The 26,018-nt window shown below is 68.8% G+C and carries 28 protein-coding genes and 4 pseudogenes; 15 read left to right on the plus strand and 17 right to left on the minus strand.

Annotated features, from left to right (window positions below):
• The first annotated feature begins 715 nt into the window (after positions 1-715).
• A complete protein-coding gene (locus E4N63_RS04920) occupies positions 716-1,339 on the plus strand; it encodes a hypothetical protein (protein ID WP_230240016.1) in 624 nt (207 codons plus the stop codon).
• A gap of 700 nt (positions 1,340-2,039) precedes the next feature.
• Here E4N63_RS04920 and E4N63_RS04925 read toward each other — a convergent pair.
• The 6 genes from E4N63_RS04925 to E4N63_RS04950 all read right to left on the minus strand — a co-directional run bounded on the left by E4N63_RS04925 (position 2,040) and on the right by E4N63_RS04950 (position 5,944).
• The gene (locus E4N63_RS04925) at positions 2,040-2,411 is read right to left on the minus strand and encodes a hypothetical protein (protein ID WP_230242352.1); all 372 of its coding nucleotides are present in this window, start codon (positions 2,409-2,411) and stop codon (positions 2,040-2,042) included.
• 19 nt (positions 2,412-2,430) lie between these two features.
• Positions 2,431-3,018 carry a class IV adenylate cyclase gene (locus tag E4N63_RS04930; protein WP_230240017.1) on the minus strand — a complete coding sequence of 196 codons (588 nt, stop codon included), beginning with the start codon at positions 3,016-3,018 and terminating at the stop codon, positions 2,431-2,433.
• A gap of 11 nt (positions 3,019-3,029) precedes the next feature.
• Positions 3,030-3,692: a bifunctional 2-polyprenyl-6-hydroxyphenol methylase/3-demethylubiquinol 3-O-methyltransferase UbiG gene (locus tag E4N63_RS04935; RefSeq protein ID WP_230240018.1), complete on the minus strand. Its 663-nt coding sequence runs from the start codon at positions 3,690-3,692 to the stop codon at positions 3,030-3,032.
• A complete protein-coding gene (locus E4N63_RS04940; protein ID WP_230240019.1) occupies positions 3,610-4,251 on the minus strand; it encodes a hypothetical protein in 642 nt (213 codons plus the stop codon). The genes E4N63_RS04935 and E4N63_RS04940 overlap by 83 nt, the downstream gene beginning before the upstream one ends.
• Complete coding sequence (locus E4N63_RS04945; protein WP_308188646.1) at positions 4,244-5,146, minus strand: radical SAM protein; 903 nt, start codon at positions 5,144-5,146, stop codon at positions 4,244-4,246. Before E4N63_RS04945 ends, E4N63_RS04940 begins: the two co-directional genes overlap by 8 nt.
• Before the next feature lie 105 nt (positions 5,147-5,251).
• Positions 5,252-5,944, minus strand: coding sequence for an HAD family hydrolase (locus tag E4N63_RS04950; RefSeq protein WP_230240021.1), 693 nt, complete (start codon positions 5,942-5,944; stop codon positions 5,252-5,254).
• Between the two features lie 95 nt (positions 5,945-6,039).
• Here E4N63_RS04950 and E4N63_RS04955 point away from each other — a divergent pair, with 95 nt between their 5' ends.
• Both E4N63_RS04955 and E4N63_RS04960 read left to right on the plus strand, forming a co-directional pair.
• Entirely contained in the window at positions 6,040-6,813 is a 774-nt protein-coding gene (locus E4N63_RS04955) for an XRE family transcriptional regulator (RefSeq protein ID WP_230240022.1), read from the plus strand.
• Entirely contained in the window at positions 6,800-7,267 is a 468-nt protein-coding gene (locus tag E4N63_RS04960; protein ID WP_230240023.1) for an NUDIX hydrolase, read from the plus strand. Before E4N63_RS04955 ends, E4N63_RS04960 begins: the two co-directional genes overlap by 14 nt.
• On the opposite strand, the gene E4N63_RS04965 is transcribed toward E4N63_RS04960, so the two are convergent.
• The 7 genes and pseudogenes from E4N63_RS04965 to E4N63_RS04995 form a co-directional block, all read right to left on the minus strand.
• Positions 7,255-7,818, minus strand: a complete 564-nt coding sequence (locus tag E4N63_RS04965) for an HD domain-containing protein (protein ID WP_230240024.1) — start codon at positions 7,816-7,818, stop codon at positions 7,255-7,257. The two genes, E4N63_RS04960 and E4N63_RS04965, sit on opposite strands and share 13 nt — an antisense overlap.
• Positions 7,819-8,193: 375 nt before the next feature.
• Positions 8,194-9,462 (minus strand): tyrosine--tRNA ligase, encoded by a 1,269-nt coding sequence (gene tyrS / locus E4N63_RS04970; protein WP_230240025.1) that lies wholly within the window; start codon positions 9,460-9,462, stop codon positions 8,194-8,196.
• A gap of 383 nt (positions 9,463-9,845) precedes the next feature.
• Entirely contained in the window at positions 9,846-10,274 is a 429-nt protein-coding gene (locus E4N63_RS04975) for a DUF1932 domain-containing protein (protein ID WP_308188647.1), read from the minus strand.
• Positions 10,180-10,440 (minus strand): annotated as a pseudogene (locus tag E4N63_RS04980) (transposase); the annotation flags it as partial. The gene E4N63_RS04975 and the pseudogene E4N63_RS04980, both read right to left, overlap by 95 nt.
• Positions 10,441-10,443: 3 nt before the next feature.
• Positions 10,444-11,271, minus strand: a pseudogene (locus E4N63_RS04985) (DUF3626 domain-containing protein).
• Positions 11,272-11,451: 180 nt separating this feature from the next.
• Positions 11,452-11,937: an SAM-dependent methyltransferase gene (locus tag E4N63_RS04990; protein WP_230240027.1), complete on the minus strand. Its 486-nt coding sequence runs from the start codon at positions 11,935-11,937 to the stop codon at positions 11,452-11,454.
• Positions 11,938-12,006: 69 nt separating this feature from the next.
• Positions 12,007-13,395 carry a Tat pathway signal protein gene (locus E4N63_RS04995; RefSeq protein WP_230240028.1) on the minus strand — a complete coding sequence of 463 codons (1,389 nt, stop codon included), beginning with the start codon at positions 13,393-13,395 and terminating at the stop codon, positions 12,007-12,009.
• 458 nt (positions 13,396-13,853) lie between these two features.
• Between E4N63_RS04995 and E4N63_RS05000 the strand changes: the two genes are divergently transcribed.
• From E4N63_RS05000 to E4N63_RS05045, 11 genes are all read left to right on the plus strand, one after another.
• Entirely contained in the window at positions 13,854-14,045 is a 192-nt protein-coding gene (locus tag E4N63_RS05000) for a hypothetical protein (RefSeq protein ID WP_230240029.1), read from the plus strand.
• Positions 14,046-14,120: 75 nt separating this feature from the next.
• On the plus strand, positions 14,121-14,342 hold the full coding sequence (locus E4N63_RS05005; RefSeq protein ID WP_230240030.1) for a DUF5999 family protein: 222 nt from the start codon (positions 14,121-14,123) through the stop codon (positions 14,340-14,342).
• The gene (locus E4N63_RS05010; protein WP_230240031.1) at positions 14,339-15,169 is read left to right on the plus strand and encodes an SAM-dependent methyltransferase; all 831 of its coding nucleotides are present in this window, start codon (positions 14,339-14,341) and stop codon (positions 15,167-15,169) included. Before E4N63_RS05005 ends, E4N63_RS05010 begins: the two co-directional genes overlap by 4 nt.
• A 197-nt stretch (positions 15,170-15,366) precedes the next feature.
• The gene (locus tag E4N63_RS05015; RefSeq protein ID WP_230240032.1) at positions 15,367-16,584 is read left to right on the plus strand and encodes an ATP-binding protein; all 1,218 of its coding nucleotides are present in this window, start codon (positions 15,367-15,369) and stop codon (positions 16,582-16,584) included.
• On the plus strand, positions 16,581-16,709 hold the full coding sequence (locus E4N63_RS30460; RefSeq protein WP_268270964.1) for a hypothetical protein: 129 nt from the start codon (positions 16,581-16,583) through the stop codon (positions 16,707-16,709). Before E4N63_RS05015 ends, E4N63_RS30460 begins: the two co-directional genes overlap by 4 nt.
• Positions 16,706-17,128 carry a roadblock/LC7 domain-containing protein gene (locus E4N63_RS05020; protein ID WP_230240033.1) on the plus strand — a complete coding sequence of 141 codons (423 nt, stop codon included), beginning with the start codon at positions 16,706-16,708 and terminating at the stop codon, positions 17,126-17,128. The genes E4N63_RS30460 and E4N63_RS05020 overlap by 4 nt, the downstream gene beginning before the upstream one ends.
• Positions 17,125-17,484: a DUF742 domain-containing protein gene (locus tag E4N63_RS05025; protein WP_230240034.1), complete on the plus strand. Its 360-nt coding sequence runs from the start codon at positions 17,125-17,127 to the stop codon at positions 17,482-17,484. Before E4N63_RS05020 ends, E4N63_RS05025 begins: the two co-directional genes overlap by 4 nt.
• Entirely contained in the window at positions 17,462-18,058 is a 597-nt protein-coding gene (locus E4N63_RS05030) for an ATP/GTP-binding protein (RefSeq protein ID WP_230240035.1), read from the plus strand. The genes E4N63_RS05025 and E4N63_RS05030 overlap by 23 nt, the downstream gene beginning before the upstream one ends.
• 62 nt (positions 18,059-18,120) lie before the next feature.
• Complete coding sequence (locus E4N63_RS05035; protein ID WP_230240036.1) at positions 18,121-19,332, plus strand: cytochrome P450; 1,212 nt, start codon at positions 18,121-18,123, stop codon at positions 19,330-19,332.
• Entirely contained in the window at positions 19,329-20,675 is a 1,347-nt protein-coding gene (locus E4N63_RS05040) for a cytochrome P450 (protein ID WP_230240037.1), read from the plus strand. The genes E4N63_RS05035 and E4N63_RS05040 overlap by 4 nt, the downstream gene beginning before the upstream one ends.
• A complete protein-coding gene (locus E4N63_RS05045) occupies positions 20,662-21,462 on the plus strand; it encodes an STAS domain-containing protein (protein ID WP_230240038.1) in 801 nt (266 codons plus the stop codon). Before E4N63_RS05040 ends, E4N63_RS05045 begins: the two co-directional genes overlap by 14 nt.
• A 331-nt stretch (positions 21,463-21,793) precedes the next feature.
• Here E4N63_RS05045 and E4N63_RS05050 read toward each other — a convergent pair whose 3' ends face one another.
• The 3 genes and pseudogenes from E4N63_RS05050 to E4N63_RS05060 form a co-directional block, all read right to left on the minus strand.
• Entirely contained in the window at positions 21,794-22,645 is an 852-nt protein-coding gene (locus E4N63_RS05050) for a hypothetical protein (RefSeq protein WP_230240039.1), read from the minus strand.
• Positions 22,646-22,728: 83 nt separating this feature from the next.
• Positions 22,729-23,005 (minus strand): annotated as a pseudogene (locus E4N63_RS05055) (DDE-type integrase/transposase/recombinase); the annotation flags it as partial.
• Positions 23,006-23,132: 127 nt separating this feature from the next.
• Positions 23,133-23,762, minus strand: coding sequence for a class I SAM-dependent methyltransferase (locus E4N63_RS05060; RefSeq protein ID WP_053125938.1), 630 nt, complete (start codon positions 23,760-23,762; stop codon positions 23,133-23,135).
• Between the two features lie 36 nt (positions 23,763-23,798).
• On the opposite strand from E4N63_RS05060, the pseudogene E4N63_RS05065 reads away from it, so the two are divergent.
• A pseudogene (locus tag E4N63_RS05065) lies at positions 23,799-24,710 on the plus strand (IS5 family transposase).
• A 1-nt stretch (position 24,711) separates the two neighbouring features.
• Here E4N63_RS05065 and E4N63_RS05070 read toward each other — a convergent pair.
• The gene (locus E4N63_RS05070; RefSeq protein WP_230240040.1) at positions 24,712-26,001 is read right to left on the minus strand and encodes a protein kinase; all 1,290 of its coding nucleotides are present in this window, start codon (positions 25,999-26,001) and stop codon (positions 24,712-24,714) included.
• Between the last annotated feature and the right edge of the window lie 17 nt (positions 26,002-26,018).

A 26,018-nucleotide genomic window follows, 5' to 3' on the forward strand; every position in this document is an offset into this window, starting at 1 on the left:
ACTCGCGGTAGCACTGGACAACGCAGCCCGCGCCACCACCGGAAAACCCGTAAGCATCTGGCGACTTCGCACCGATCTGCGCATCGGACCACAACGCGCCCGACAGATCCGCGAACAACTGCTCGCCCACCACCCACCAGCCGCGACCGACCGACCGGCCGGAGCCGGACCCCTTCGCGCATCGGAACCCGATCGGGACCCACACGCCCCCGGCCCTGGACCACCGCTCACCGATCGGTCCACTGGCCGACAGCAGTAACGCCCTCTCACCAGCGCGGATCCGCTGACCGACCCACTTGCTTGACTTCCTGCCGGAGGCGAGCGTCCATGGTCGCGGCCAACGGACCGAGCGGATCGGCGAAGACCCACGAAGCCGCTCGCACCCCATCGCCATGTCGCCCGGGAGAAACGCGATGCGCACGCGCCCGGCGGCCCTGCGGCCCACACACCGAGGGCCACCCCCGGCCGGGGACCTCACCCATCACACTGCACGAAACGAGGTTCCCCATGTCTGACACCACCCCCGACGACACCAAGCAGACGCAGCCCCTCCCCGAAGCCCGCTTCCCTCGCAGGGCTCACGGGCGCGCCCGCAGCCGTCTACACCGCACTGGTCGACCACCCCGAAGGTGCCACGGTCACGGAACTCGCCCTCTCCGCAGATGTGGGCCGCTCCACCACCGGAAAGGCACTCACCGTCCTGGAGAAGCACGGCTTGGCCGTACGCACCCCCGGCGGCCACGAGGGCGCCCGCCGCATCCCCGACCGCTGGCACCCCGCGCCAGCACGTGAAGCCGCCCCCGGCGAAGGCACCGACACCGCCCCACAGCCGGGCACGCTGCCCGAAGAGGGCAACGGCCCCGACGCGGAAACCGCTGCAAACACTTCCTCCGCGCCGGAAGGCAGCGCCCCGGACGCTCCCATCGTGTTCCCGATCAACTCTCAGCAGGGCGCACCACAGCCCAACTCCGAGGCCGGTGACGGCGATGACAACCACGTCGAGAATCCGCGCAACGACGACGGCGACGGTCCCAATCAGGAGGGATCGCAGCCCCTACACGGGGCCGTCGGGCAGCGGCCGACACCGCCGGGAATGGCGGCACCGTACGCGGCAAGTGGAAAGAAGCGCCTCGCCCCGGGCGGACTGCGTCAGATGGTCATCGACCACCTGACAGCACACCCTGGCGAGGCGTTCACCGCCACCAAGATCAGCCGCCAGATTGAGAAGTCCTCGGGCGCCATCGCCAACGCCCTCGCCACGCTGGCCGCACAGGGCGTAGCGGAACAGGTCAGCGAGAAGCCGCGCACCTACCGCCTGGCGACTTCGGACGGCAAGTAGCCACGGACCATTGGGCGGGCTCTTCAGGAGAGCCCGCCCAATCTCAACTCCTGCAGAGGACGAATCCCGTGGAATAAAGCCCGGAACCTGCGCACCCGTCGGAGACCGGCACACCCAGAGAATCGTCGCGCTGCACGACCACTTCGAGGGACATATCTTCAGCGCGTCCGACGTCCTGCGGCCCTCTCGGCCTGCAGGAGGCGCTCTTGGACCTCTCATTGCCAACCGGTGATCTCATCCCTCCGTGCCCCCTTCCCGTGCAGAGCCCAGCGAACGGTGCAGCCAACCAACGACCGGGATCACGACCCGCCACGCACCGGCCCGGTAGGAGGGGACCGTAAAACGTTCGGCTCTGTCTCACTTCCGGTGGTGACGGACAGTAACAGCAATGATGAGCAGGCCGTCGACCAGAACCCGCGGGTCCACGCACCGTGGTGGTCGTTCTCCGGTACCGGCTGATCGGCTCGGCGTCTGTCCGCAAGAATCTGGCGCGACAAGCTCAGCGACCTCGGTGCGCTGCCATCCGTTCGAACTATCGAGGTCAGAGAGCCGGTCGCACTCTCTGTAAGCAGCGCAACTCAACTCGTACGCTCCATCACCACCGGAAGTGAGACAGAGCCGCTCGTTTGACAGGCCCTGCCCTGGCCACAGGGCTCGCGCTGCGGGGTACAGCGGGCACCTGCGTGACCAGGGCGGGGGCTTAACCTCGGCGGAAGAACCTGCTCTGGCCCCGGTGCTTGCCGGTACTCCTGCCGAGGCCGACTCCCACCGTGGCGGCTTCGCTCGGCCGGGTGGAACCGGCCGGGCGGTTCTCATTGGAGAAGGACTGCCAGACCCGTTCCTGCAACTCGCCGATACATGCGCCGCACGCGTACATCGGCGCCTGGGCGCCTGCAACTCTGGCGGGGCCGATCCACAGGACGCGCGTCCACCGCTGCCCGCAGTAGAGCCAGCAGAATCCGTCGACCCATTCGTTGCCGTCGTCGGTGGCCGCCGGTGCGGGCAGTCCTCCGCGGGCGAACTCGGTGATCCCGGGGATCACCCTGTGCTGTAAGGCGACTTCCGTCAGCATCACTCGTCCGCGTCCGTGATCAATGGTCCTGGGCCGTAGAAGAAGCGTCCTCCTGCTTCTCGGCGTCGGAGAACAGGAGGGTGGGTTCGGCGAGGATGTCGCGGCCGGCCTCGCTCTTGTAGATCTCGTCGACACTGCCGAACCGGGCCTCGGAGTAGTCGAGGTCCAGCAGCGCGGCGGCCTGGCGCACCGACGCCTCGTCGGGCCCTTCGATCTCCAGAAAGGTGGGAAGGTCCGGCCAGGTGTCGAAGTCGAAGGCGACCTCGCCCAGGCGCCACTCCTCGCGATAGTTCTCCTGGTACCGAACCTCGGTGAGGCCCACCCGACGCAGGATGTCGGCCATGGCGTGCAGGTCGGTGACCTCGGTCTCGATCTCCTTGGTGCCGTCGATCGTCGTGGCGTCGGTGACCTGCTTGAGCGTGAGCGTCGAGCGGGTGCCCTCGTCACGCAACCGAATCCAGGCCCCGCCGTCGAGGGAGTCGTTCTCGAAGATCTTGCGGGTGAGGAGCGTGCGGGGGAAAGCCTGGACGGCACCGAGGGCGGTCAGTTTGGCCTGGAGGTCGGCGGCGTCGACGGCCAGGAACTTCGCCTCGTACTCGTGCTTCATGGGTCCTTCTCTCAGAAGTGGTCGGTGAGGGTGGGCGTCCGGGCCGCAATGAGCAGGCCCATGCGGTGGGTGTGGTCGTGCAGCTGGCCGACGTGGGGCCGCTCGGTGAACTCGGTCGTGCGCAGGGTGAGCAGGACCTCCCAGTCGCCGAGGAAGTGGTGGCGAAGGCGCTCGGGAGAGGTGTAGTGCTCGATCATGTGGTGGCGTCTTTCGACGGGCATCATGAATTCCGCGCCGAACACACCGCCCGGGCGGACCAGGCGCTGCATGCGGTCGACGAACTCGGCGAGCGGGCGGTGGTGGTTGGCACTGTAGTGCCACGAGCAGCTCGTCCAGACCGCCTCGCACTGCAGGCCCAGGGGTTCGCCGTCGAGGAAGTCGTCCTCAACGACCTGTACGCGTTCGTGGAGTTCTTCGAGCTTCAACCGGTCGATCAGGCCCAACGCGTGTACCTGGCTGTCACCCGGGAGGTGGATGTCACCCCCGTGGAGGGCGACCGCGTCGCGTTCGACGGCGACGACGTGGTACCCGGCGCCCGCGAGGGGCAGGACGAACTTGCCGTCGCTCGCGCCGACTACCACGACGGTGGCGTCAGGGGCGACACGTTCCCGCAACGTGGCGAGGAACTGCGGGAAGAAGGTGAGGGTGTGCTCCCACAGGCTCTGTGTCTGCATGGGAGTGCGCTCCTTGCGTATTGGTATCCATGATCACGCGTAGGACCTCGTCGGGGCTGCGCCCCGTGGTGTTGACGCGATACATCGGGAACGAGGCGTAGGCGTCCGTCACCCGGTCCGTAACGGTCTCGATCATTGCGTCCCACCGCGACGCCGGCTTGTTCCGTCCAGCGAGGCGGCGCTGCCTTTCGTCGTCGTCGCAGACCAGGTGGTACGTGACGGGGGTCGGCAGTCGGTTCGGCAGGGTAATGCCGAGCCGGGCGCCCAGGGCCCGGTGATTGGCAAGGCACCGGGCGAAGTAGCTTTCGACGACGACCGGGATGCCGGCGTCGAGATGGTGCTGGATTTCCTCGGCCGCGGTGAACAGCGCCGAAAGGTAGAGGCACATCCGCGCCTCGACATTCGTCCGCTCTTCCAACGCGTGTCTGAGCGGCTGGTAGAGGGGCGGGACGGTGGCGACGAGGACGGCTTGCCGAGCGGTGGCGAGCATCGGCGCCAGGGTGGACTTACCGGTGCCGCGTAATCCCTCCAGGCTCTCGAAGCGCGGGTGATCAGGCACGGGCGTACACCACGTCCGGCACCGCAAGGGTGAGCTCGTCGGCATCCGTGGGCTTGTGGAGGATGAGTCCGGCCGCCTTCTCGTACCAGAAGGCGTGCGAGTCCTTACCCACGGCCTTGCAGGACATGGTCAACGCACCGCGCGGGTCGGCCTCGATGCGGTCGATCTCGCGAGGGCCGTCGGACGGCGCGCACACCTGCGGGGCGCCGTGCTCGGAGAGGTCCTCGTCGACGATCACCTCCAAGGGCAGATCAGCCGACGCGAGTTCTTCACGGAGTCGGCCGTACGCGGAGGGGGCGGTGACCAGCAGCTCGGGGTGGTCGGCGGCGTTGCCGACCGCCCGCAGGTGGTGGAGCTTGAGCTGCCGGACCCCGTACTGCGCCAGGATGCTGGCGAGGGGAAGGACCTCGTCGATGCTCCGCGAGGTGACAGTCATGGTCGCGCCCGTCGGAACGCCGAGGTCACGCGCCAGACTGAGCGAGTTCAGGGCGCTCTGGTAACTGCCCTGCCTGCGGATGCCGTCGTTGGTCGATCCGACACCCTCCAGCGAGACCCTGAGCAGGTCCAAGTGCGGAGCGACCTCGGTCAGGCGGCGCTCGATCCGGTACCCGTTGGTGCAGATTTCGACGCGCTGGCCCAGCTCCTCCTTGGCGTGGCGGACGACCTGCGCGAGGTCCCGGTGGACGAACGGCTCTCCGCCGAGCAGGGTCACGGCCTCCGTACCGTACTCCTCCCGCATCAGAGTGAGGAGGCTCGCGGCTTCCTCGGCAGTGAAGGCATCGGCGTACTGGAGCCGCTTGCCGTGGAAGCAGTGCAGGCACGCGAAGTTGCAGCGGTAGAGCAGCTGCAGGTACAGCATTCGGATCTTCCTGATCCCGGTGACTTCCCCGATCACATCGGCTCCTTCGGCTGGCTGCCTGTTGGGAGCCCGATAGTGGCCTTCTGCCCGGGGACCTCGTCACCGCGTTCAGGGACGGTCCGAGGACGTCCCGGGACGTTTTCAGTGACCTGCGAAGGACTCCAGGATGCTGAGGACGCGCTTCGTGTCCGACAGGTCGGGCAGGACGTCGGCAGCGCCGGCGGCAGTCAGTTCCTCCGGAGTGTGGATGCCGGAGGCGACGGCGAGGATCCGAGAGCCCGTGGTGAGAGCCGCTTCCACGTCACGAGGGGTGTCCCCGACGAGGACGGTGGGAACGTCAGCAGAAACACCATGAAGCCGCCGCACGCGCTCGCGGGCGACCGCGACCAGATGGGGACGGAGTTCGGCGTCCGCTCCATAGGCGCCCACCGGCAGATCCAGCAGGGAGCCGAGGCCGAATGCGGCAAGCTTCACACGGGCGTTGGCGGCGATGTTGCCGGTGAGGACGGAGGAGACCCAGCCGGTCTGCGTGGAAGTGGCCTTCAGCGCCTCATGGACACCGGGCAGGGCAGTCCCGCGCCTGCGCAGCTCATCCAGGCGCGCTTCCCCCGCCTGGGTGAGCGCGGTCTCGATGAAGTGCCAGTCAGGTACGGGCAGCCCTTCGCGGACGAACATGTCGCGCATGATCAGTCGATCCGTACGCCCCTCGGTACGCGCTGGCTCCGTGGGCTCGCGTCCCGAGAGGGCAGCGAAGGCAGCGGCGTAGATCTCCTTGCTCACCCCCGCGTTCTCGATGAGGGTGTGGTCAATGTCCCACAGGACGAAGAGCTCCATGCCGCCAGATTAGGCAGTCTGGGGAGTTTCGCTTCAGCGACCGCGTCCCAGAACGCCCTTGCACGATCACGCGGTGCACCGATTCGATAGCTCCTGTGAACGACCGACTGCGCACTGTGCTCGGCCAACGCGGCGTCTCGCCCGACTCCCTTGCCGAGATCTGCGAGGTAGATCCCAAGACGGTGAGCCGGTGGTTGGGCGGGCGGATTCCCCATGCCCGGCACCGCTTCCGCGTCGCGCGACACCTGCGCGTGGACGAGACCTTCCTGTGGCCTGAGCCGTCCACACGCCCCGGCAGGCCGCGGGACGGGTTAGGCACCGAACTGGTTGGCACCTACCAGAACAGGGCCAGTGTGCCCCGGGACGTCTGGCTCGCGCTGCTGCGAGAGGCTCGGCACGAGATCGGCGTCCTCGTCTTCTCCGGCACCTTCTTCGCCCAGTCCAACCCCCACGTCGCCAAGATGCTCTCCGCGCGTGCCGCCGAGGGTGTGCGGGTGCGTCTGTGCTTCGGCGACCCGGACGGGCGGGCAGTCGCCATCCGGGGCCGTGAGGAGGGAATCGGCGACACCCTCGCCGCCAAGATCCGCGCCTCACTGACGTACTACCGCTCGCTGCTGGGCGAGGCAGGGTGTGCCGTGCGGCTCCACGACACCACCCTCTACACGTCCATGTTCCGCTACGACGACAACCTGCTCGTCAACCCCCACATCTGGGGACAACCGGCCAGCGCCAACCCCCTTCTCCACCTCAAGAGGGCAGACGGCACAGGGTGGTTCGACAACTACGCTCAGAGCTTCGACGCCATCTGGGCCGCCGCGCGGCCGTGGACACCCGACCAGGAGAGGACCGCCGGCCATGGGCAGGACTGAGTACTACAACGACCCCACCGCCCCGAAGGCGAACACCCTCATCCCGGCGAGCAACCTGCTCGTCGTCGACGAGACCGGCGCCATACTCCTCCAGCGCCGTCGCGACACCGGCCAGTGGGCGCTCCCCGGCGGAGCCCAGGACATCGGCGAGACCGCGGCCGAGTGCGCGGTGCGCGAGTGCCTGGAGGAGACCGGCATCATCGCGGAGATCACCGGATTCCTCGGCGTCTACACCAACCCGAACCACATCGTCGCCTACACCGACGGCGAGATCCGCCAGCAGTACGAAAACACCTACATCGGCCGCCCCGTCGGCGGAGCACCCACGATCAACGACGAAGCCGACGGCGTCCGCTTCGTCCAGCCGACTGACCTGGACCAGTACGACATCCACCCCAGCATGCGCCAGCAGATCGGGGACTACCTCGCCGGCACCTACCCCTACCTCGGCTGAGCTGCCAGGGCGGCCTCCACCCGCCCCACGGCGCCGAAGATCTCCGGAGCCGCCCGGCGGATGAACCGCCCAACCGTGCTGTCGTTCCCGTAACGACCAAGGATCTCTGCGACACGCCCCTTGGCGGTGGTCCGGCCGCCGTCGGGCGTGGTCGTCATGTCGCAGTACACGAGCGCGTCCACCAGCAGCGGCTCCTCCAGTAAGGGGAACTCGCTAGCCAACTCCTCCCGCAGCCCCCGCTCCTCGGCTTCCAGATGCGCGAACGAGTGGTTTGCCACCAGCCGTACCAACCGCTCGTCGGCCCCATGCTCGTCCCGAAGGAACCGCGCTCCGTCCAGTGGATGGAACCCCGTCACGACCAGCTGCGGCGCGTAGCCGACGTCGTGCAGCGTGGCGGCAGCGACGAGAAGGCTGGCGTCCTGGCCGACAGTCTGACTTACTTCGACCGCGCGTTTAGCCACTCCCTGCGTATGCGCCCACCTCTGTGGAAGCGTGCCGCTGAGCTTTGCCTCCGCGACCTGCGTCGCCCATTCCTCGATGAGATCACCCATGCGAGCTCTCTGCCCGGTGCATGGCCCGCACAAGCCTGGCCACATACAGGACTCGTCTCGACGCCAACTGGCAGGAGAATCACTCCGGCAGACGCCCGCGGCGCTTGGCCTGCTACCTCCCGGAAGCCGTGTCCGCCGTGCAGGGCAGCGGCTCCAACTCGGCGGCGCCATCGGCTGCGAGCCGTATGCGTCATGCACCCCGGTTGGTCTCCTGTGGAAGACCGGATGACGCTCGGACCGGCCGTTGCCGCCATGCACGACCAGTCCGAGCGCCGAAACCGACGATCTTGGTGCCGCGAGGTTGGCGAAGGCCGGTTCCATGAGCCGGGATTGCGTCCGCCCGGCCACACCGGGCTTCCGTCTTGCGGACCTGCGTCAGGCTCCGGTGACTTCCACCGCCGCCAGGTTCCTCTTGCCGCGGCGCAGCACCAGCCAGCGTCCGTGCAGCAGTTGGTCGGCGGTGGCCACCGCGTCCTCGGCGGTGACCTTCGTGTTGTTCACGTAGGCCCCGCCCTCCTTCACAGTGCGGCGGGCGGCCGACTTGCTGGCCACCAGGCCGACCTCCGCGAACAGATCGGTGACCAGGCCGAGTTCGCTCACCTTGGCGTGGGGGAGCTCGGAGACCGCGGCGGCCAGCGTCGCCTCGTCGAGGCCGGCGAGTTCACCCTGCCCGAACAGTGCTTTCGAGGCAGCGATCACGGCGGCACACTGATCGGCACCGTGCACCAGCGTGGTGAGCTCCTCGGCAAGCGCCCGCTGGGCGGTACGGGCCTGCGGGCGCTCCTCGGTCGTCTTCTCCAGCTCCTCCAGTTCCTCGCGGGACTTGAAGGAGAGGATGCGCATGTACCGCGAGATGTCCCGGTCGTCGGTGTTCAGCCAGAACTGGTAGAACGCGTACGGCGTGGTCATCTCGGGGTCGAGCCAGAGAGTGCCGGTCTCCGACTTGCCGAACTTGGTGCCGTCCGCCTTCGTCATCAGCGGCGTGGCCAGCGCGTGCACCTCGGCCTCCGGCTCCAGGCCGTGGATCAGATCCAGGCCGGCCGTAAGGTTGCCCCACTGGTCGCTGCCGCCCGTCTGGAGGGTGCAGCCGTACCGCCGGTACAGCTCACGGAAGTCCATGGCCTGGAGCAGCTGGTAGCTGAACTCGGTGTAGCTGATGCCCTGGTCGGACGCCAGCCGCTGGGCGACCGAGTCCTTGGTGAGCATCTTGTTCACCCGGAAGTGCTTGCCGATGTCCCGCAGAAACTCGATCACGGACAGACCCGCGGTCCAGTCCATGTTGTTGACCATGGTGGCCGCGTTGTCGCCCTCGAAGGAGAGGTACGGCTCGATCTGCGCGCGCAGCCGGGTCACCCACTGGGCGATGGTCTCCGGGTCGTTCAGGGTGCGCTCGGCAGTTGGCCGGGGGTCGCCGATGTGGCCGGTGGCCCCGCCCACAAGCGCCAGCGGCCGGTGTCCGGCCTGCTGGAGCCGGCGGAGGGTGAGGACCTGCACCAGGTGCCCGACGTGCAGGCTGGCCGCGGTCGGGTCGAACCCGCAATAGAACGTGACGGGGCCGTGCGCGAGAGCCTTGCTCAATGCGTCCTCGTCGGTGGACTGGGCGATCAGCCCGCGCCACCTGAACTCGTCGACGATGGCCCTCACGGTCCCGTGTCTCCTTGGGTTGTGTGTCAATCCGGCGGCCAGTGTAGTGCTCCGGCTATTCCACATTTCTGCTGGTCAGCAACTTGCACGGAGAGAGTCCCTCAGAGCGCCTTACAGCCGGACCATCCCACTTTGCGCGTTCTTGAACCATGTGTCGAGATGCAGCCGGTGCTGCTCCAGTCGAAACGCGAGTGGTTCAAGCTGGTACGGGAGCGGGACACCAGCGTCGTATCCACCGTCGGCCGTGCCTCCTTCCCGCCCCAGAACCAAGTCGCTCGGCCCCTCCATCCGCGGACTGCGACTGCCGGCACGCTGATCGCCATCCGGGAACGCCCCAACGTGGTCACCAGTTCGCGCAGACGATGCGTCACGGACGACGCCGATCAACGCCTGCCCCGGGCAGACGGCACCTGGTCAAGGCCCCAGCGCGTGCCGTGGTCACCAGATGCCTCGCCCCCCGAATTCGCTTCGTCTTCCGTGCGGAGGTGGGCGAAGACCTCCGGCAGCGGCATGTCGAAGCGGTCCTTGTCTCCCTCCCAGCGGAGCATCACCGACGCCGTCGCCTCTGGGATCTGGTTCGGGAGGCCAGCCTGGCGCAGTGTCTCTGCGATCTCGTGCATTTCCGGGGCCCATCGCCAGGCTCTCGCTGCGACGCTGGGCAGATAGTCGGAATCCGCGAGGATGTCGGCGGGCATCGCCCGGGCGTGCTCGGCCAGTTCCGAGCTCGTCCGGCACCAGACGGTGATGCTTCGCCCACATCCGGGCCGCGGTCCGCTCGGAAAACCGCCGGTCGACGGTCTGCCAGGAGGCACCGAAGACCGGCGGCAGCTGCCGCCAGGTGCGCCCTGACGTGGCGACGAAGATGATCGCGGCGAGCACCGTGCGATCGTCGCCCCGTCGACGGCTGCCGCCTTGCGGCCTCATGGGAATCTGCGGTCCCACAACCCTGAACAAATCCCACAGCCCCTCCGGCACCAGCCTTCAGCGAAGGTCATCGAGCACAGCCGCCTCCATCGGTGCCGGAGTCACCGATCTGTCCGTGACCTCCGAGGGGGACCCGAATCGCGCCAGGTAGTGCCACACTTTCTTGACCGCCTGGGGGTCATAGAGGCCGGCACGTGCAGCGTCTCCGATGATCCCAGGATCGAGCGTGCCATTGACCGCGATCTGCGTGCCCAGGTCGACGTATTCCTGACCGCGGTAGCCAGGGTGACGTCGGAGTTCTTCAACCTCGAGTCGGAAGCCCGGGTGCCACTCCACCGGGCAGCCAAGACGCAGAGCCGCGTCCTCAACCGCTGTGCCTCGGTATCAGGGGTCCAGGACCAGCGCCTCCACATGGCACTGCAGCTGGACCGGCCCGTGCACCTGCGCCTCGATGTAATCGTCCAGCTCGTCCTGTTGATCGGCGAGGGCGAGCTCGATGAGCCCCATGCGGGCCGCGACACCGAAATCCGACGGCTCAAGGAAACTGTCCGGGTAACAAAAGGTACTCCGCGACAGCGTCTGGGCCGTCAGCCGGAAGTGGGCCGAGCCGAACCGCGACGCCCCGCCGACCGGCTTGCGACGGAAGTTCAACGCCCCGTACACGGGCCGCTCATGAGCGGTCGCTTCGTCGTACGCCCCATCGAAGATCCGGCTCTCCCAACGCCACCGGTCGCCACCTGGATACGCGGTCAGGCCGCCGTTACTGGTCCCAGTGACGAACTGCGAGTGATAGACGCCGGCCTCGGCCATAGCGTCCAGGATCGGCTTGCCGTGCAGCAGACGGTCTGGGTGAAAGTTGAGGGTCACCCGCAATGCCGGGTCCATTGGAGGCCCCGACGCCAGTTCTGCGACGTGCCGAAGGGCCCGTTCCCGCCCTGTCTGGAAGGCTGCAGAGATCATCAGCACAGTGTTCCCCACCCTGCTCAACCGGTGCACGCGGATTGTCCCCCGACAGCCTGTTCCAGCGTGACGGAGCGTCGATTGATCACCAATCAAGACGATCTCTTAAGGGTTTCGGGAGGTCTTCCAGTAGTCGCGGAGCATTTCGGTAGGCCAGCTCGGCTGCCGTACCTCTCCTTGGGGCGCGAACTCCTGAAACCAAGGTGCGAGGTCGACGACCGGGGTGCCGTCAACGGCGTCCAAGTCGGTGACGTGCAGGTCACGCCCGTCGACCTTGAGGAGGCGGGGGAAGGCGAGACCCAGCCGGTTCGGACGGCGCATGTTGCGGTGCACGAAGGTGCCTGTTTCCGGCCATTCCGGGTTGTTCCGAGGGCTGCGGACGCCGATGTGTTCCTCGGCTCGGCTGACCAGGTGGAAGTGGAAGACCACCGTGAGGTGACTGAATTCCTCGATGCCCTGGAGGCTCTCGACGGGGTACTCGGGGTGGAGCCGGATAATGGACCGCGTCTCGCCCCAGAAGTCGTCGGTGGGCTCTTTGCGTCCGCCCACGACGGTCGCGATGCTCCGGACTTCGAACGTATCCGCCGCCATGCGGTTGGCCTTCCTGCTGTGGAGGTGAGCGGGAGCGTCATGCCCCAGTCATGGTCGGGTTCTGCTGATTCAAGGGCTCGTACGGAGCAGCGATGCAGTTCGGGTGTCGAGTTCGGCAACTGCGCCGATGCCGCGGTTACGGAAGGGCGAAACAACCCGGCGCATGGTCAACACCGTCTGACGGGCTCGTCCGGACTGGACTCCGCTCATCGCATCGAGTGCTCGCGACCACGTGGAGCAGGCAGCTTCGACGTTGCCCCGGCTGGCTTCGATGGCGCCGAGGTAGCCCAGGGTGACGGCATGGGTCCGGCTGAAGGCCGCCGCCTTGCGAGTGCGCACGCTCCGGCGGAACTCCTTCTCAGCTCCGGCGAGATCGCCGAGATCGCGCAAGGTACAGGCGGTCTCGTGGGCGAGGCTCGCCTCGCCGAAGAAGAAGACACGGCCGGGGTCCTGGATACCGTCGTGAGCCGCGGCGAGGTCGTCTTCAGCACGAAGCAGTGCGGCAGATGCTTCGCGTTTCCGTCCGGCCGCAGCAAGGGCGCGAGCGTGGACGACACCGAGCAGGGCCTTCTCCCGGGGGACAGCGAAGCGGTAGCGGCTGCCGTCCACGGACGCGGCGGCCAGGTCCAGTGCCTGCTGAGGGTGACCGAGGTCGACGGCCTGGTGAGCCATGGCCCGCAGGATGTGGGCGGCCAGCGCCGGGTCCTCGGCTTCCGCGGCCAGCTTGACCGCGAGGGTGAAGTACCGCTGCGCGATGGCGTGCTGGGAGTCGTCGAAGGCCATCCATCCGCTGAGGTACGCCAGCTCACCGGCGGCGGAGTACAGGCGGCGCCGAGTCTGCTCGCTGGTGCAGGAGCCGTTCAAGCACTCGGCGACGTCTGACGTCAGGTATGCGACGACGGCCGCGCGGCCGTGGCCTCCGCCGTGGCGCTGATCGCGTCGGGAGAAGAAGTTCCCCATCTCCTGGATGGCGTCGACATCGCTGCTGCCGACCGCGCGGCCGGTGGTGGTATCCCGAGCGGTGGCGCGTTGCGTCGCTTGCTGCCACCACTGTTGGGAAGGGAGAGCAAGACCGGCCACCGAGTAGGCGGCGGTTCCCAGAACTCGCCGGCGCTCCATGTCCAGCTCCTGTCTGCCCAGGTCGTTCAGCGCGGCCAGCGTATCGACCCGCCAGTCGGGTGCCGTGGCAGCGGCCGGGTCCGGACCGGTGAGTCCGACGTCGGTCAGCGTCACGGGGCGCTTCAAGCCCCGGGACAACGTCTCGCACAAGATAGCGGGCGCCCGGCCGCTCGGCTGCGTGCCCAGAACCCACTGGGAGACGTGCGATCGCGTCGCGCCCGCCCACTCCCGGACGTCGGCCTCCAGAGCCACGCGGACAAATCGAGCGGCGACTTGGGCTTGCGACCAGCCAGTCTCTGCAATCAGCGCCGCGAGCTTGGTGTTCCGTTCACGCGCCATGGTGCACCCCCATTCGCGAAACGATCTTTAGCAGGTTTAGCAGCACCACCGCCCTTGACTGCATACCCACACCGCGTGATGCGCGGTTAGCTCAACGTATCCACTTCCGGCCACGCCCAACCACAGGAAGGAGGTATCCGGTGAGCCCGACAGCGCCCCGCCTCGCACTGGCCGCCGCTGACCTCCGTAACGCTCCACCCACCGAACAGCGCGCTCGGCAAGGCGTCATCTGTGGTGCGGTAGACGGTGCCGTCCTCATCGGCTGCCCTGAAGCGACGTCAGGCACACCGCGGAAGGTGGCAAGCCGTGAGCCTTACCCGCTTGTGCGTGCAGCGGTGTGGTGCGAGGCGCTCGTCGCCATTGAGGACAACACCAGCGCAGGACGGCGTGGAGAGCGGCGGTGGGCCGCGTACGTGGCCCCGTCACCGCGTGCGGCAATCCGGTGGATGAGGAGGTCGGTGCAAACGGTGACGCCGACCCTCGGCCGACTCCAGCGGCGACATGTGTTCGACCGCTGGGTGCACGGCCGTGGCTCCCTGGAGGACTTCGCCCGCCTGTGCCGGCAACGCCCCTGCTCGCTGACGGTCTACCGGGACGGAGCCGAGATCACTTGGCAAGCCCGCCCGGTGCGGCTGCTCCTCTCCTTTTGATCCCGCCGTCCGGCGACCGCGTCCCTTCCCCACCTGCTTGTAGGCCTTCCCGCGCAGTTCTGAAAGGTCAGTTCCGTGTGTCAGCACCAGCCTCCCTGCCCGCCTGAGGACACCAGCCAGGAGGACGCCCGCCTTGTGGCGCACCACCCCGAACAGGGCTGGGCGCTGCGAAGCGACGGCGCCGTGTTGTTCGAGGACACCGGCCTCCTGCTCGCCAGCGGTCAGGTCATCCACCCGCACCGGCCCCAGCAGGCCATCCACGTGGTCTCCGAGATCCCCGGCCGGAAAACGGCATGAGCACATCCGTCTCCGCCTCCACCGTTGCCCGCGCGTACAGGCTGGTGCAGCCGTCCTGCCGGCCCAGCTCCGCCCGCCTGTCCAACTACCTCCTGGGCGGGAAGGACCACTACGAAAGCGATCGGCAACTCGCCGCCAGGCTGTTGCAGGTCGCGCCGTGGCTGGAGCGGGCCGAGGATCTCAACTGCCGGTTCGCCGGTTACGCGACGGCCGTCGCCGCTGACCGGGGCGTGGGCCAGTTCCTCGATCTTGGGTGCGGTCTGCCCCGGCCCTTCGGTCTTGACCTGCACGAGGTGGCCCTGACCTGCCGGGAGAGGGTGCGTGTTCTGTACGTCGATCACGACCTGCACGTGATCGCGCATGCCAGGGCGTTGATGAACCCGGGCGATCCGGTGGTGGCCGCGCACCTCCCGGCCAATGTGCTGGACATCGACCGCGTTCTCTCGTGTGCCGCCAAGGTGTTCGACCTCGGTCGGCCGGTGGCGGTGAGCCTGCACGGCGTGCTGGACCTGTGCCCCGACGACGACGCGGTGCGCGCCATGCTCGACGCGTTGGTCGCCTGGCTGCCTGCGGGCAGTTGCCTGTCGATCTCCCACCTCACCGGCGATGTCCGTCCCGAGGACGTCTGCCACGTCGCCGCGCTGTACGCGGAGGCCGGCCTGCCGCTGCGGCCGCGGTCCCGGCAGGAGGTCATCGGCTTCTTCAACGGGCTGGAAGTGCTGGATCCCGGCGTCACCGCGATCAGCGAACAGCTCCGCGGCGCCCTCGCCTTCACCCATCCGCCGGAGGTGTCCGCCGCCTGGTCCGGTATCGCGGTCAAGCCCTGACCGCTGCCTGCTCCTGAAGACGGCCGCCTCTGGCTGCGGAGAACACCAGCCGCACCCGGGGCGGCGCCAGGCCGGCCGTCGGGTCGAGCGTGCCACAAGGGGCCCGTATGCCTTCCCCCGTGGGCTGCGGAAGCGGTGCACCGACCCGGCGGCCTCCTTCCCCCCTCCCTCTGACCGTTCCTTTGTTACGAGGTCCGATGCTCGACGTACGGCAGTACTTAGCCGCCCTCATCCTGGGTGCCAGCCTCCTGCTGTTGCTCGGCGTGATGCTCTTCCTATACCGCTCGCGGCAGGCTGCGCGCCGCGGCCTGGCCGCAGCCCGGCGGGATGCCGTACGAGCCACGCGATGGGCGGAGAACGCAGCGGCTCACGCTCGTCGGCTGGAGGAGGAGACCCGGCATCTGGCCGAGGTCAGGCTGCCGGCGGCGGTGGACCTTCTGGCCCGGAACCGGACGATGAGCCGGCAGCACGGCCTTCTCCATCCGGAGTTGGAAGGAACCGGGGTCGCCGCCCACCACGAGGCGGTCGTGGGCCTGCTCGGAGAGGCCGTCCGTCTCACCCACGCCCGGGTGTCCGCCTCGGCCAAGGCCACCGTCAGTGCCGCCGCGAGCCTGATGCAGGGTTTGGCCAACCAGCAGTACGAGCAGACCCACGCACTCGCCCAACGCTTCGGTGACGACACCGACGTCCTGGAGCAGGTCCTGCGGGTCCAGCACGCCAACGCCCAGCTGCTGCGCCGCTGTCAGAGCCTGGCCATGCTCGGCGGCACCTGGCCCGGGCAGCTCAACGAGGACACCCCGCTCTACGACGTCGTGCGCGGTGCGATGTCGCGGATCGAGGGCCACGAGCGGGTCCAGGTCCAGTTCGACCAGGGCCGGCGCGTGCTGCGAGGCCAGTACGTCGAACCGCTCGTGGCCGCGCTGGCCGAGCTCCTGGCCAACGCCGTGGCTCTGTCCCACCCGGGCACGCAGGTGCGGGTCAACTTCGAGAACGTCCACAACGGCATCGTCATCACCATCGACGACGCGGGGATCGGCCTCAACCCGCATCTCCGCGGGGAGTACAACGCGATCCTCTCCGGCCGGACACCGGTGGACCTGTCCACCATGGGCAACCCGCCCCGCTTCGGTCTCCCCCTGGTCGGTGTGATCTGCGCCCGCTACGGCTTCCAGGCAACCCTGGACCGCAGCCCCTACCAAGGCGTCCGCGCGGTCCTCGGCATCCCGACCAACCACCTGGCGCCTCCCGCACAGCCCACCCGGCCCGGCCCGGAGCCCGCCCCACCGTCGCCCGGCCGGGAGGCTCCCGCACCGGCGTCCCCTCCGCCCACGTCCCGGAGGCCGCTCCGCCGCCGGGCGCGGCAGACGCAGGCGGCCTGCCGCAGCGGCGTCGGCTCCGGCAGATCACCAGCTTGAACGAGATCCCCCACATCGCCTCGCCCCCGCTGGATCCGCAGACGGCCGCGAGCCGGATCTCCCAGTGGTGGAGCGGCACCAGCGAAGGCCGCACACCCGCCCCCGAGGAAGGACACCACCCGTGAACCCGCCGTCTGACCACGCCGCCGAGGACATCCGCTGGACCCTGGACGATCTGCTGAAGCTGCCCGGCGTCCGCCACGCCCTGGTGCTCACCTCCGATGGCCTGGTCCGTACCCACTCCGACAGCCTGCACCGCGATACGGCCGACCGGATGGCCGCGGCCATCTCCAGCTACCAGGCCGCCGCCCGCACCATGGCCGAGTTCTGCGACGAACCCCAGGGCTCCTGGCAGCAGGGCGTCACCGAGTTCGGCGGCGGCTTCGTCTTCCTGATCGCCGCCGGCGCCAACGGCTTCCTCGCCGTGGCCACCGGCAAGAGCGTGGAGATGCACGTGGTCACCGCACGGATGCACCACACCGCCGGCCAGCTCGGGACGGCGATGTCCAGCGACCGGCGCCCGGACGCCGGTCGGCGGCCATGACCGGACCCGACCAGCCGCCGGGGCTGGTGCGCGGCTACGTCCTCACCGGAGGCCGGACCAAGCCGTCGCGCAACACGCTCGACCTGGTGACGCTGGTCATGCCCGGCCCCGGCGACCGGGACACCACCGGCCTCACCCCCGAGGAGCAGCGGGTGGTGGAGCTGTGCCGGCCCGGCGCGCTGGCCCTGGCCGAGGTCGCCGCTCACCTGGGTTTCGCGACGGCCCTGGTCAAGGTGATCGTCGCCGATCTGACCGACAGCGGGCACGTCACCGCCCGTGCCCCGATCCCGAAAGCCGCCCACACCGACCGGGCACTGCTGGAGAGGCTCCTGCGTGGACTCCACAACTCGCTTTAGAAACCCCGGCACGCACCTGGCCCGCGGGGTGTTCACGGCGTTGAAGATCGCGGTCCTGGGCCCGTTTGCGGTCGGCAAGACCACCTTCGTCGGCACCCTGTCCGAGATACCCCCGCTGCGCACCGAGGAAGTCATGACCCGCGCCAGTGTCGGCGTCGACGACCTGGCTGCCGCCCCGGGCAAGACCACCACTACCGTCGCGCTGGACTTCGGCCGGCTGACCCTGGACGAGCAGACCGTGCTGTACCTGTTCGGCGCCCCCGGACAGGGACGCTTCGAACAGGTGTGGAAAGACCTGCTGACCGGCGCACTCGGCGCCCTCGTCCTGGCCGACACCCGGCGCCTGGAGGAGTCCTACTCCTTCATGGACCTGCTGGAGCGCTACGGCATCCCCTACGCCGTCGCCGTCAACGAGTTCGACCACGCTCCCCGCCACGAGGCAGACGCGCTGCGCGCCGCCATGGACCTGGACGAGCGAACCCCGTTGACCTTGTGCGACGCCCGCAACCGTGCCTCGTCCACCCGGGCCCTCATCACCCTCACCGAGTACCTGCTGTCTCTGGAGCCCGCGTGATCTCCCCGCCACCATCCGGATGCCCCGCCCACACCCCGCCGCCGCCCCGGACCGGCCAGTCCGTGGCCGCGCGCCTGTACGGACCCGACTTCGCCGCCCGTCCGGAGGCCACCTATCAGGCCCTGCGGGCCCTCGGCCCCGTCGCGTGGGTGGAGCTGGCCCCCGCCACCCCGGCCCTGCTGGTGGTCGACTACTCCGCCTGTCTGGAAGTCCTGCGCGACACCGGCCGGTTCTCCAAGGACTCCCGCCGCTGGCAGGCGCTGAACCAGGGCCACGTGCCACACGACAGCCCGGCCCTGGCACTGATGGCGTGGCGGCCCAGCGCCCTGTTCACGGACGGTCCCGAGCACGCCCGCCTCTACACCGCCATCACCGACAGCCTGAACCAGCTCGACCCCCACGAGCTGCACGACACCGTCATCGCCTGCTGCGAACCCCCGGTCGAGGAGTTCGGACCCCGGGGCCGTGCAGACCTCGTCACCGACTTCGCCCTCCAGGTGCCCGGCCGGGTCCTGGCCCGTCTGTTCGGCTGCCCCGACGACGTCGGCGCCCGCATGGTGCGCGGCGTCGGCGGGTTGATCGACGCCACCGGCGCCGAAGCCCAGGCCGCCTCCCAGGACTTGTCAGCCTGCCTGTCGGACCTGGTCGCCCTCAAACGCCACCGGCCCGGCGACGACCTCACATCCTGGATGCTCCAGCACCCCGCCGGTCTGAGCGATCAGGAGATGGTCGACCAGCTCGTCCTCCTCGTCGGCGCCGGAACCGTCCCGACCGCCAGCTGGATCGCCTCCGGGCTGAAGCTGCTGCTCGGCGACCCCCGGTTCGCCGGCAGCCTCAAGCGCGGCACCGTTCCCGTACAGGTGGCACTGGACGAGGTGCTGTGGCGCAACGCCCCGATGGCGAACTTCTCCATCCACTACGCCGTCGAACCCACCACGGTCGCCGGAACCCCGGTCCCGGCCGGTGTGCCGCTGGTGATCAGCCACGCCTCCGCGAACCTCCAGACCCACCACCTGCACGGTGAGGCCATCGCGCACAGCCGGGCCCACCTCGCCTGGTCCGCAGGCCCGCACGCCTGCCCCGCACAGGACCCCGCCACGGCCATCGCCAAGACCGCGATCGAAACCGTCTTGGACCGCGTGCCGGGGATGCGGCTGACCGTCCGCGACGAGGACGTCCCCTACCGGCCCGGCCCGTTCCACCGCACCCCCGCCTCGCTGCCCGTGAGGTTCGACCCCGTCCAGCCCTCCGCACGGTTTGGAGACCACGGATGACCCAGACCCGGACCGAGCCCATCGTCCTGGACCCCACCGGGGCCGACCCGCACGCCGAAGCCCGCCTCCTGCGGGACCGGGGCCCAGCCGCCCGCATCGTGCTCCCCGGCGGCTTCCCGGCCTGGTCCATCACCCGCCCCGAAGTCATACGGACCCTGCTGACCGACGACACCCGCGTATCGAAGAACCCCCGGCACTGGCCCGCCTGGCGCGACGGACACGTACCCGACGGCTGGCCGCTGGCCGCCCTGGTCCGCGTCACCAGCATGCTCACCCAGGACGGCGAGAACCACCGCCGCCTGCGCGCCATCAGCGCCCCGGCGTTCGCTCCCCGCCGCATCGAGGCCCTCCGCACCCGGGTCACGGCCATCACCACCGACCTCCTGGACGCCCTCGAGGCCGCCGCCGATGCACGGCCGGACCAGCCCATCGACCTGTACGAACACCTCGCCCGCCCCCTGCCGACCCGGCTGATCTGCGACCTGTTCGGCGTGCCGCGCAGGTTACGTCCGGACGCCCCCCGGGCCGTGGACGGCGTGCTGGCCACCGCCGCCACCCCGCAGCAAGCCGCCGACACCATCCAGAACCTGGACGCGGTGATGGAGGCCCTCCTGCGGGAAAAGGAAGCCGAACCGGGCGATGACATGGCCACCGACCTCCTCACCGCCCGCGACGACGGCGGCCGGCCGCTGACCCGACGGGAGATGCTCGACACCCTCGCCCTGATGATCGGCGCCGGAGCCGAGACCGCCGTCAATCTCATCGCCTACGGCATCGCCGAACTCCTGGCCCACCCCGACCAACTCCACCTGGCTGCCTCCGGTGAAGTGCCCTGGGACACGGTGGTGGAGGAGGTCCTCCGACTCCACCCACCGATCATGCACATGCCCCTGCGGTTCGCCACCACCGACATCCACCTGCCACGCCAGAAAGACGGCGAGCCGGACGTGACGATCCGCGCGGGCGAGCCGATCCTGCCCGGATTCGGCGCGGTCGGCCGCGACCCCGACCTCCACCACAACCCGGACACCTTCGACATCACCCGCACAACCAAAGAGCACATGGCCTTCGGTCACGGCCCCCACTACTGCCTCGGCGCGGCCCTCGGCCGCATGGAAGCCGCCGTCGCCTTGCCAGCCCTGTTCGACCGGTTCCCCACCGCCCAGCTAGCGGTCCCCCGCGCAGAACTCACTCCTCTGCCCTCGTTCATCGCTCACGGTCTCTCCGCGCTCCCCGTCCACCTCACCCGCCCGGTGACGTGGTGCCGCCTGGCCACCCCGCATACCGCTGACCTCACCTGCGACCGCTGTAGTAGCAGAAGGAATCTCGATGCCCATTCCTGAGCCCGCCCAGCCCACAGACACCGGCAACCGCGCTGAGCTCGGCGACCACGCCGAGACGACCTGGCGCCCAGACGGCCCGCACACCACCGTGACCATCGACGGCTCCCTGGACGTCTATGCGGCCCCGGCCTTGCGCACGACGCTGTGGGCCCTGGCCGAGCAGACGACTGGTGACCTGGTCCTGGACATGCGGAATGTCGGCTTCCTCGATTCCACTTGTCTCGGAGCGCTCGTCAGCGCGGTGAAGAAGCTGCGACCACAGCCGGGCCGGACGCTGCGCATCGTGCCGAGCTGCCGCGTCAGCAAGCTCCTGCGCATCACCAATCTCACCAAGATCATCCCCGTCCACGAAGGACTGACCGACGCGCTCCGGGCTGCGGATTGCACAGTGGTCGGCGGCCTTCTACGGCCGGCCGAGGTCGTCCTGCTCGGCCAGCACGAGTTCACTCCGACCGGTCCCTACAGCTCCCTCCACCTGCCGATGCGGGAAGGAGCAGCAACGGTCAACGCCGTACGGGACCGCAACCATCACATCGGCCCGGTGCTGATCTGCCACGACCACGGCCTCGTACAGATCCTCGTCGCCCCCAATGCGACGGCGGACGCCCTGCGCAGTCTGCCCGCGGTCGTGGCCATGACGGAGAACACCACCGACTGCGGACCCCACCGACGCCCACCCACCTGGGTCGTACCGGCCCACAGCCAGGGCGCGGGCCTCCGCACCGACGCGGCAGCCCTCCGCGCCCTCCTCACCGGGCTGGCGCCCGCCAACGGGAGCACAACGTGACCTGTTCTCCGGTGGGGGGTAGAACTGGTTGGTGCGGTGGGGGCGTACGAACCACCGGTGCCCGTAGATCTTACCCGCATGCCCCGCATGCCCCGCATGCCCCGGCCGCCCGGCCGCGAGTCGTCCGTACGGCGCAGCGTCACGTATCCGGCATGGTGCCGGAGCATCTGACCGGCCCTGCCCCGCAGGATCCGGCATCCGCCGTTTTCCTACTCGGGCAGCCGGGCGCCGGCAAGACGAGACTGGCCGACCTGATCGCCGAACAACTGGTTGCTCAGGGCGTTTTCGCTGATGCGGCAGGTCCGATCCAGGCTCGGCCCGCGAGGAAACGTCACGGCCGTATGGACGGCCGGGCTCTCCCAGGACTCGACGCGCTCCCGCTCGAGGGCCTCCGGCGGCGTGGCCACCATCGGGGCGGTCGCCGGAAGGGCACCTCACCACCGACGCGGGCCCACAACGGCGCGCCCACAACGATGCGGTGCACGTCCTCCATGCCAGGTTCACCGATTGGGTGCCACCGGCCGTGGTTCAGCTCGATGTCCAGGTAGACCTCTGCGTACCAGTGGCAGTCGGCGATCCTGGCGAGGGTGGATTCCCTTGGCTCCCCTTCTTCGCGGGGGCCAGCTTGCCCAGGGTCGAGCGCGATTGTCAGGGCCTCCATGGCCATCTCTTCGTCGTCGCCCCACCCATGCTCGCGCCCGCGGGAAGCCAGGAGGGCCCGCACGGCCCAGAAAGACGACGGGGTGTGTCCTGGGCCTTCCGCGTCGCGTGGGTGGTAGCCGGTGTTTTCGAGGCTCCCGAACAGGATGACGTCGACGCGCTGCCCGGCGGCATCGCGGCCGCGGGTATGAAGGAGCACTTCAGGGCGGGGTGCCGCGCCTGAGTAGAGGGCGAACTCCACCTCTCCCGTACCGGAGGCAACCCACGCCCGCGGCGGCTCGGTGAGCGCCTTGTCCGCGATGTGCCCCACGGCTCCGCTGATCCGCTGGGCGATTTCGTACCGGCTGCGTTCCGTGCGCTCCTTGGTGAGCTGCAACTGACCCACGAAGGGGATCTGCGGGCTGATGTAGGAGAGCTTATGCCAGCTAAGGACCACCCCGTGCCCGCCAGCGAACTCCTCGACCCTGCGCTGCGACCAATATCGGTACGCGCCCAGCGCGCCGGGCCTCACAAGTCGAACCATCCGCCCAGCATGCCAGCGCCGCCCTCACAAGTGGAGCGCAAGCCACAGATGCGTGGCGATAGCCTGCACCTTCCTGAGGTGGCGGCGTCACCGTAGTCGTGTGTGTCCTGGAGGGTCTCGCGTTTCAGGGACGCGTGGAGGCTCTCGCAGGCCGCGTTATCCGCACGCACTGGTTCCGACCGGCGCCCATCGACCGGGTGACCCGGAGCTGGTCGCGGAGGTCGGCGAAAGCCCTGGAACCGTATTGCGCCCCGTGACCGGAGTGGAATGTCGAGCCGTCCAGGCCGCCGCGGATCGAGGCCGCCACCTGCAGCGCGTCGGTGACCAGGCTGGTGCGCATGTGGTCGCGATGGACCAGCCGAGAGGGGAGGGCCCCCTTCCCCGCAGAGGGGCTAGGGGGTGTCTGACAATTCCGGTCTGATCAGCGAGATTCGGCTGAGCTGGCAATCCGGAGGTGCGCCGATCGGCTGGGGGGACTGGGCAGTGGCTACGAACGGCGGGCCAGTAGATGGGCGTCGAGGAAGCCCCGATCAGAGGATGGATCGTGGAGCAGCCGGGCGAAGGGATCGAGCCCAGCATCGCCCAGCAGTTCGGCGAGGCGATCCACCGGCCAGCTGTAGGCGGGCGCCACCTTGTGGTCGAACCGGACCGGTTCTTGTCCGTCGGTCCCGAAGAAGGAGACCAGGAGCAGACCGTCCGGTGCCAGGACGCGTACCTGTTCGGCGAGCAGCTCCGGTAGTTCCCCCGGAGGGGTGTGAATCATTGAGTAGTGGGCCAGTACGCCGCCGAGCGCGGCGTCCTCGATCGGCAGGGATTCCATCCGCGCCTCTTGGAAGCGCAGCGCCGGATGGGCCTGCCGGGCGTGGTCGACCATGCCGGGGGCAAGGTCTAGTCCGAAGGCGTCCAGGCCGAGTTCGTGCAGCATGGCTGTCAGATGTCCGGGCCCGCACCCGACGTCCGCTGTCCGCAGGTTGCCCGTCGCGCGCACCAGTTCGGCGAAGGTGCCGATCATGGCCCGGGAGAAAGGCTGTGTTTCCAGCCGGTTTGCGAACAGCGATGCGTACAGCTCGACGACACCGTCGTAGGCCGTCCTGGTCTCGTCCTGATGATTCGCCACGGGCAGGACTCTATAGCCGGTCTGATAATTGATCTTGTGGCAGGTCGAGGTGAGTTGACGGATGCGGCATGGAGGCGGATAGAGCCCCTTTTGCCTCAGGTGGACGGACGGGGCCGTCCGTGGCGTGATCACCGGCAGGTGGTCAACGGGGTGCTGTGGCGGCTGCGGACCGGGGCTCCGTGGCGGGATCTTCCCGACCGGTTCGGGCCGTGGCGGACCGTCTACGAGCGGTTCGCCCGCTGGGAGGCGGACGGCACCTGGGCACGGTTGCTGGAGCACGTTCAGGTCCGCGATGACGCGGTGGGCCGGGTGGAATGGACCGTCTCCGTCGACTCCACCATCAACCGAGCCCACCAGCACGCAGTCGGCGCCCGCAAAAAGGGGATGTGAACGGGGACGAACTGGAAGATCCGGGCCGCTCGCAGGCGCGCCAGGCCCTCGGCCGCTCCCGAGGCGGACTGACCACCAAAGTCCATCTCGCCGTCGATGGCCGGGGCCTGCCCCTGTCGATTGTGCTCACGCCCGGCAACGTCAACGACGCGACGGCGTTCGGCCAGGTCCTCGACGGCATCCGCACCCCGCGCCTCGGCACGGGCCGCCCGCGCACGACACCGGACCGTGTGCTGGGTGACAAGGCGTATTCCAGCAGGGCCATCCGCCATCTGCTGAGGCGCCGGGGCATCGCTGCCACGATCCCCGAGCGCCGCGACCAGGCGGCGAACCGCCACCGACGCGGAGCCCTCGGCGGCCGGCCGCCGGCCTTCGACAAGGTCACCTACCGCGACCGCAACGTCGTCGAACGATGCTTCGCCCGCCTCAAGCAGTTCCGCGCGATCGCGACCCGGTTCGACAAGCTCGGCGACCGCTACCGTGCCGGAGTTGTCCTGGCTTCCTTGATCCTCTGGCTCCGCGAGTCCACGGGGTAATCATTTGTCAGACAGGCCCTAGATCACGCGTGTCCATCTCTGCGCCGAGGCCGGCACACGCGCTCGGCCCCCTGTCCCAAAAGCTTGGCGTATGCGGCAACCACCTCACCGGTGATACCCCGCAAGGCAACCAGCGCACTGGGCAGAAGAACATTCACTTCCTCATCCCAGCTGGCCAGCACCTTGCCATCCTGCTGGATTTCCGCCGCCAAGGTCGTGTTGGTCCCCATGAGGAACCCGCCGAGCACGATTTGACGTCCTGCCGCGTCCGGCACCGTGCTCGACAGCGCCAGACCGTCGACGCCGATGTCGTACTCGGGATCATCGGGATAGCCGTGCAGGTCGATCAGCCGCACGCCCTCCGGGCGCCGTTCAGCCAAGGCAGACGGTAGCCAGCGGTCGCTCTCCCCGTGCTGCGCCTTGGCCAGGCGTCGCATCTGCTCTGGCAGGATCCGCCGCAACTCCTCCTCATGGCGCCGCAGGTCGGCGGTGGCTGCTTCCAGAGCGCGAAAGCCGTGCCGGAAGGCAGGCTGGGCGGGTGCGACCGGGCCGGGATGCAGCTCCAGCCACGCTGCAAGCTCGTCGCGGAAGGCAGCCATGGTCAGCCTGTCGCGCGGCTCATAGGCGGTTGCCGCCTGCATCACCGGGGCCAGATCCATGGCCGCTTCTCCGCCCTGTGTCCACAGCGAGTATTCGTTGCCCTGCGTGTAGTGGGTGCCCTCCGGGGGGTACTTCAGGCCCTTCGCCAGAACGAACAGCGTCTTGGCTAGCGACCACACATCCGCCGGATAGCCGGGCGCGCCCGGCTCGGGGAACCGCATCTCGGGCGCAAAGAAGTACAGCGGCCCCATCTTCTGGGTGGCAGCCGTCAGCTCCGGTCGCTTCGGCCACGCGGCGATGCCGAAGTCCGCGACCGCCGGCCGACCCTGGTAGTAGAGGAGGTTGTCGGGCTTAATGTCCCGGTGCGAGATGTCCCGCTCGGCCAGCACGGCCAGAGTGTCGGCGACCTGCCAGATCGCCTCCACCACCTTCTGCAGCTCAGCCGACCGGCCATCCGGGCTGAGAACAGCGCGCAGTTTGACTGCCTTCGGCATGACGAACCACTGCGGTGGATCGTCCGGGTCGGCATCGAGCACCGGCACAATGCCCGTGACCCCGTCCCGGGTCAACTGCTGCATTCGCCGCACCTCCTCGTTGAAGCGCTGCCGCGTGGTGTTGTTGACTTTGCCGCCCCCGCTCGGCCGCGGCGACTTCAGCACGCCTTCTCGTCCGTCTTCGTGCTTGACGAAGTGGACATGTCCGAAGCCCCTCATAGGACAGATTCCACGCC

The organism is Streptomyces sp. MNU89 (assembly GCF_020982505.1).
Taxonomy (GTDB): Bacteria; Actinomycetota; Actinomycetes; order Streptomycetales; family Streptomycetaceae; genus Streptomyces; species Streptomyces xinghaiensis.

Bases quoted from the DNA above. Each gene is read 5' to 3' on its own strand.
- E4N63_RS05015 (WP_230240032.1), top strand. From the start codon at position 15,367: ATGCTCGACGTACGGCAGTACTTAGCCGCCCTCATCCTGGGTGCCAGC.
- E4N63_RS05070 (WP_230240040.1), bottom strand. From the start codon at position 26,001: ATGAGGGGCTTCGGACATGTCCACTTCGTCAAGCACGAAGACGGACGA.
- E4N63_RS05050 (WP_230240039.1), bottom strand. From the start codon at position 22,645: ATGGTTCGACTTGTGAGGCCCGGCGCGCTGGGCGCGTACCGATATTGG.
- E4N63_RS04950 (WP_230240021.1), bottom strand. From the start codon at position 5,944: ATGGAGCTCTTCGTCCTGTGGGACATTGACCACACCCTCATCGAGAAC.
- E4N63_RS04965 (WP_230240024.1), bottom strand. From the start codon at position 7,818: ATGGGTGATCTCATCGAGGAATGGGCGACGCAGGTCGCGGAGGCAAAG.
- E4N63_RS05040 (WP_230240037.1), top strand. From the start codon at position 19,329: ATGACCCAGACCCGGACCGAGCCCATCGTCCTGGACCCCACCGGGGCC.
- E4N63_RS04925 (WP_230242352.1), bottom strand. From the start codon at position 2,411: ATGCTGACGGAAGTCGCCTTACAGCACAGGGTGATCCCCGGGATCACC.
- E4N63_RS04995 (WP_230240028.1), bottom strand. From the start codon at position 13,395: ATGGCGCGTGAACGGAACACCAAGCTCGCGGCGCTGATTGCAGAGACT.
- E4N63_RS04960 (WP_230240023.1), top strand. From the start codon at position 6,800: ATGGGCAGGACTGAGTACTACAACGACCCCACCGCCCCGAAGGCGAAC.
- E4N63_RS04935 (WP_230240018.1), bottom strand. From the start codon at position 3,692: ATGCAGACACAGAGCCTGTGGGAGCACACCCTCACCTTCTTCCCGCAG.
- E4N63_RS05045 (WP_230240038.1), top strand. From the start codon at position 20,662: ATGCCCATTCCTGAGCCCGCCCAGCCCACAGACACCGGCAACCGCGCT.
- E4N63_RS05010 (WP_230240031.1), top strand. From the start codon at position 14,339: ATGAGCACATCCGTCTCCGCCTCCACCGTTGCCCGCGCGTACAGGCTG.
- E4N63_RS04930 (WP_230240017.1), bottom strand. From the start codon at position 3,018: ATGAAGCACGAGTACGAGGCGAAGTTCCTGGCCGTCGACGCCGCCGAC.
- E4N63_RS04990 (WP_230240027.1), bottom strand. From the start codon at position 11,937: ATGGCGGCGGATACGTTCGAAGTCCGGAGCATCGCGACCGTCGTGGGC.
- E4N63_RS05025 (WP_230240034.1), top strand. From the start codon at position 17,125: ATGACCGGACCCGACCAGCCGCCGGGGCTGGTGCGCGGCTACGTCCTC.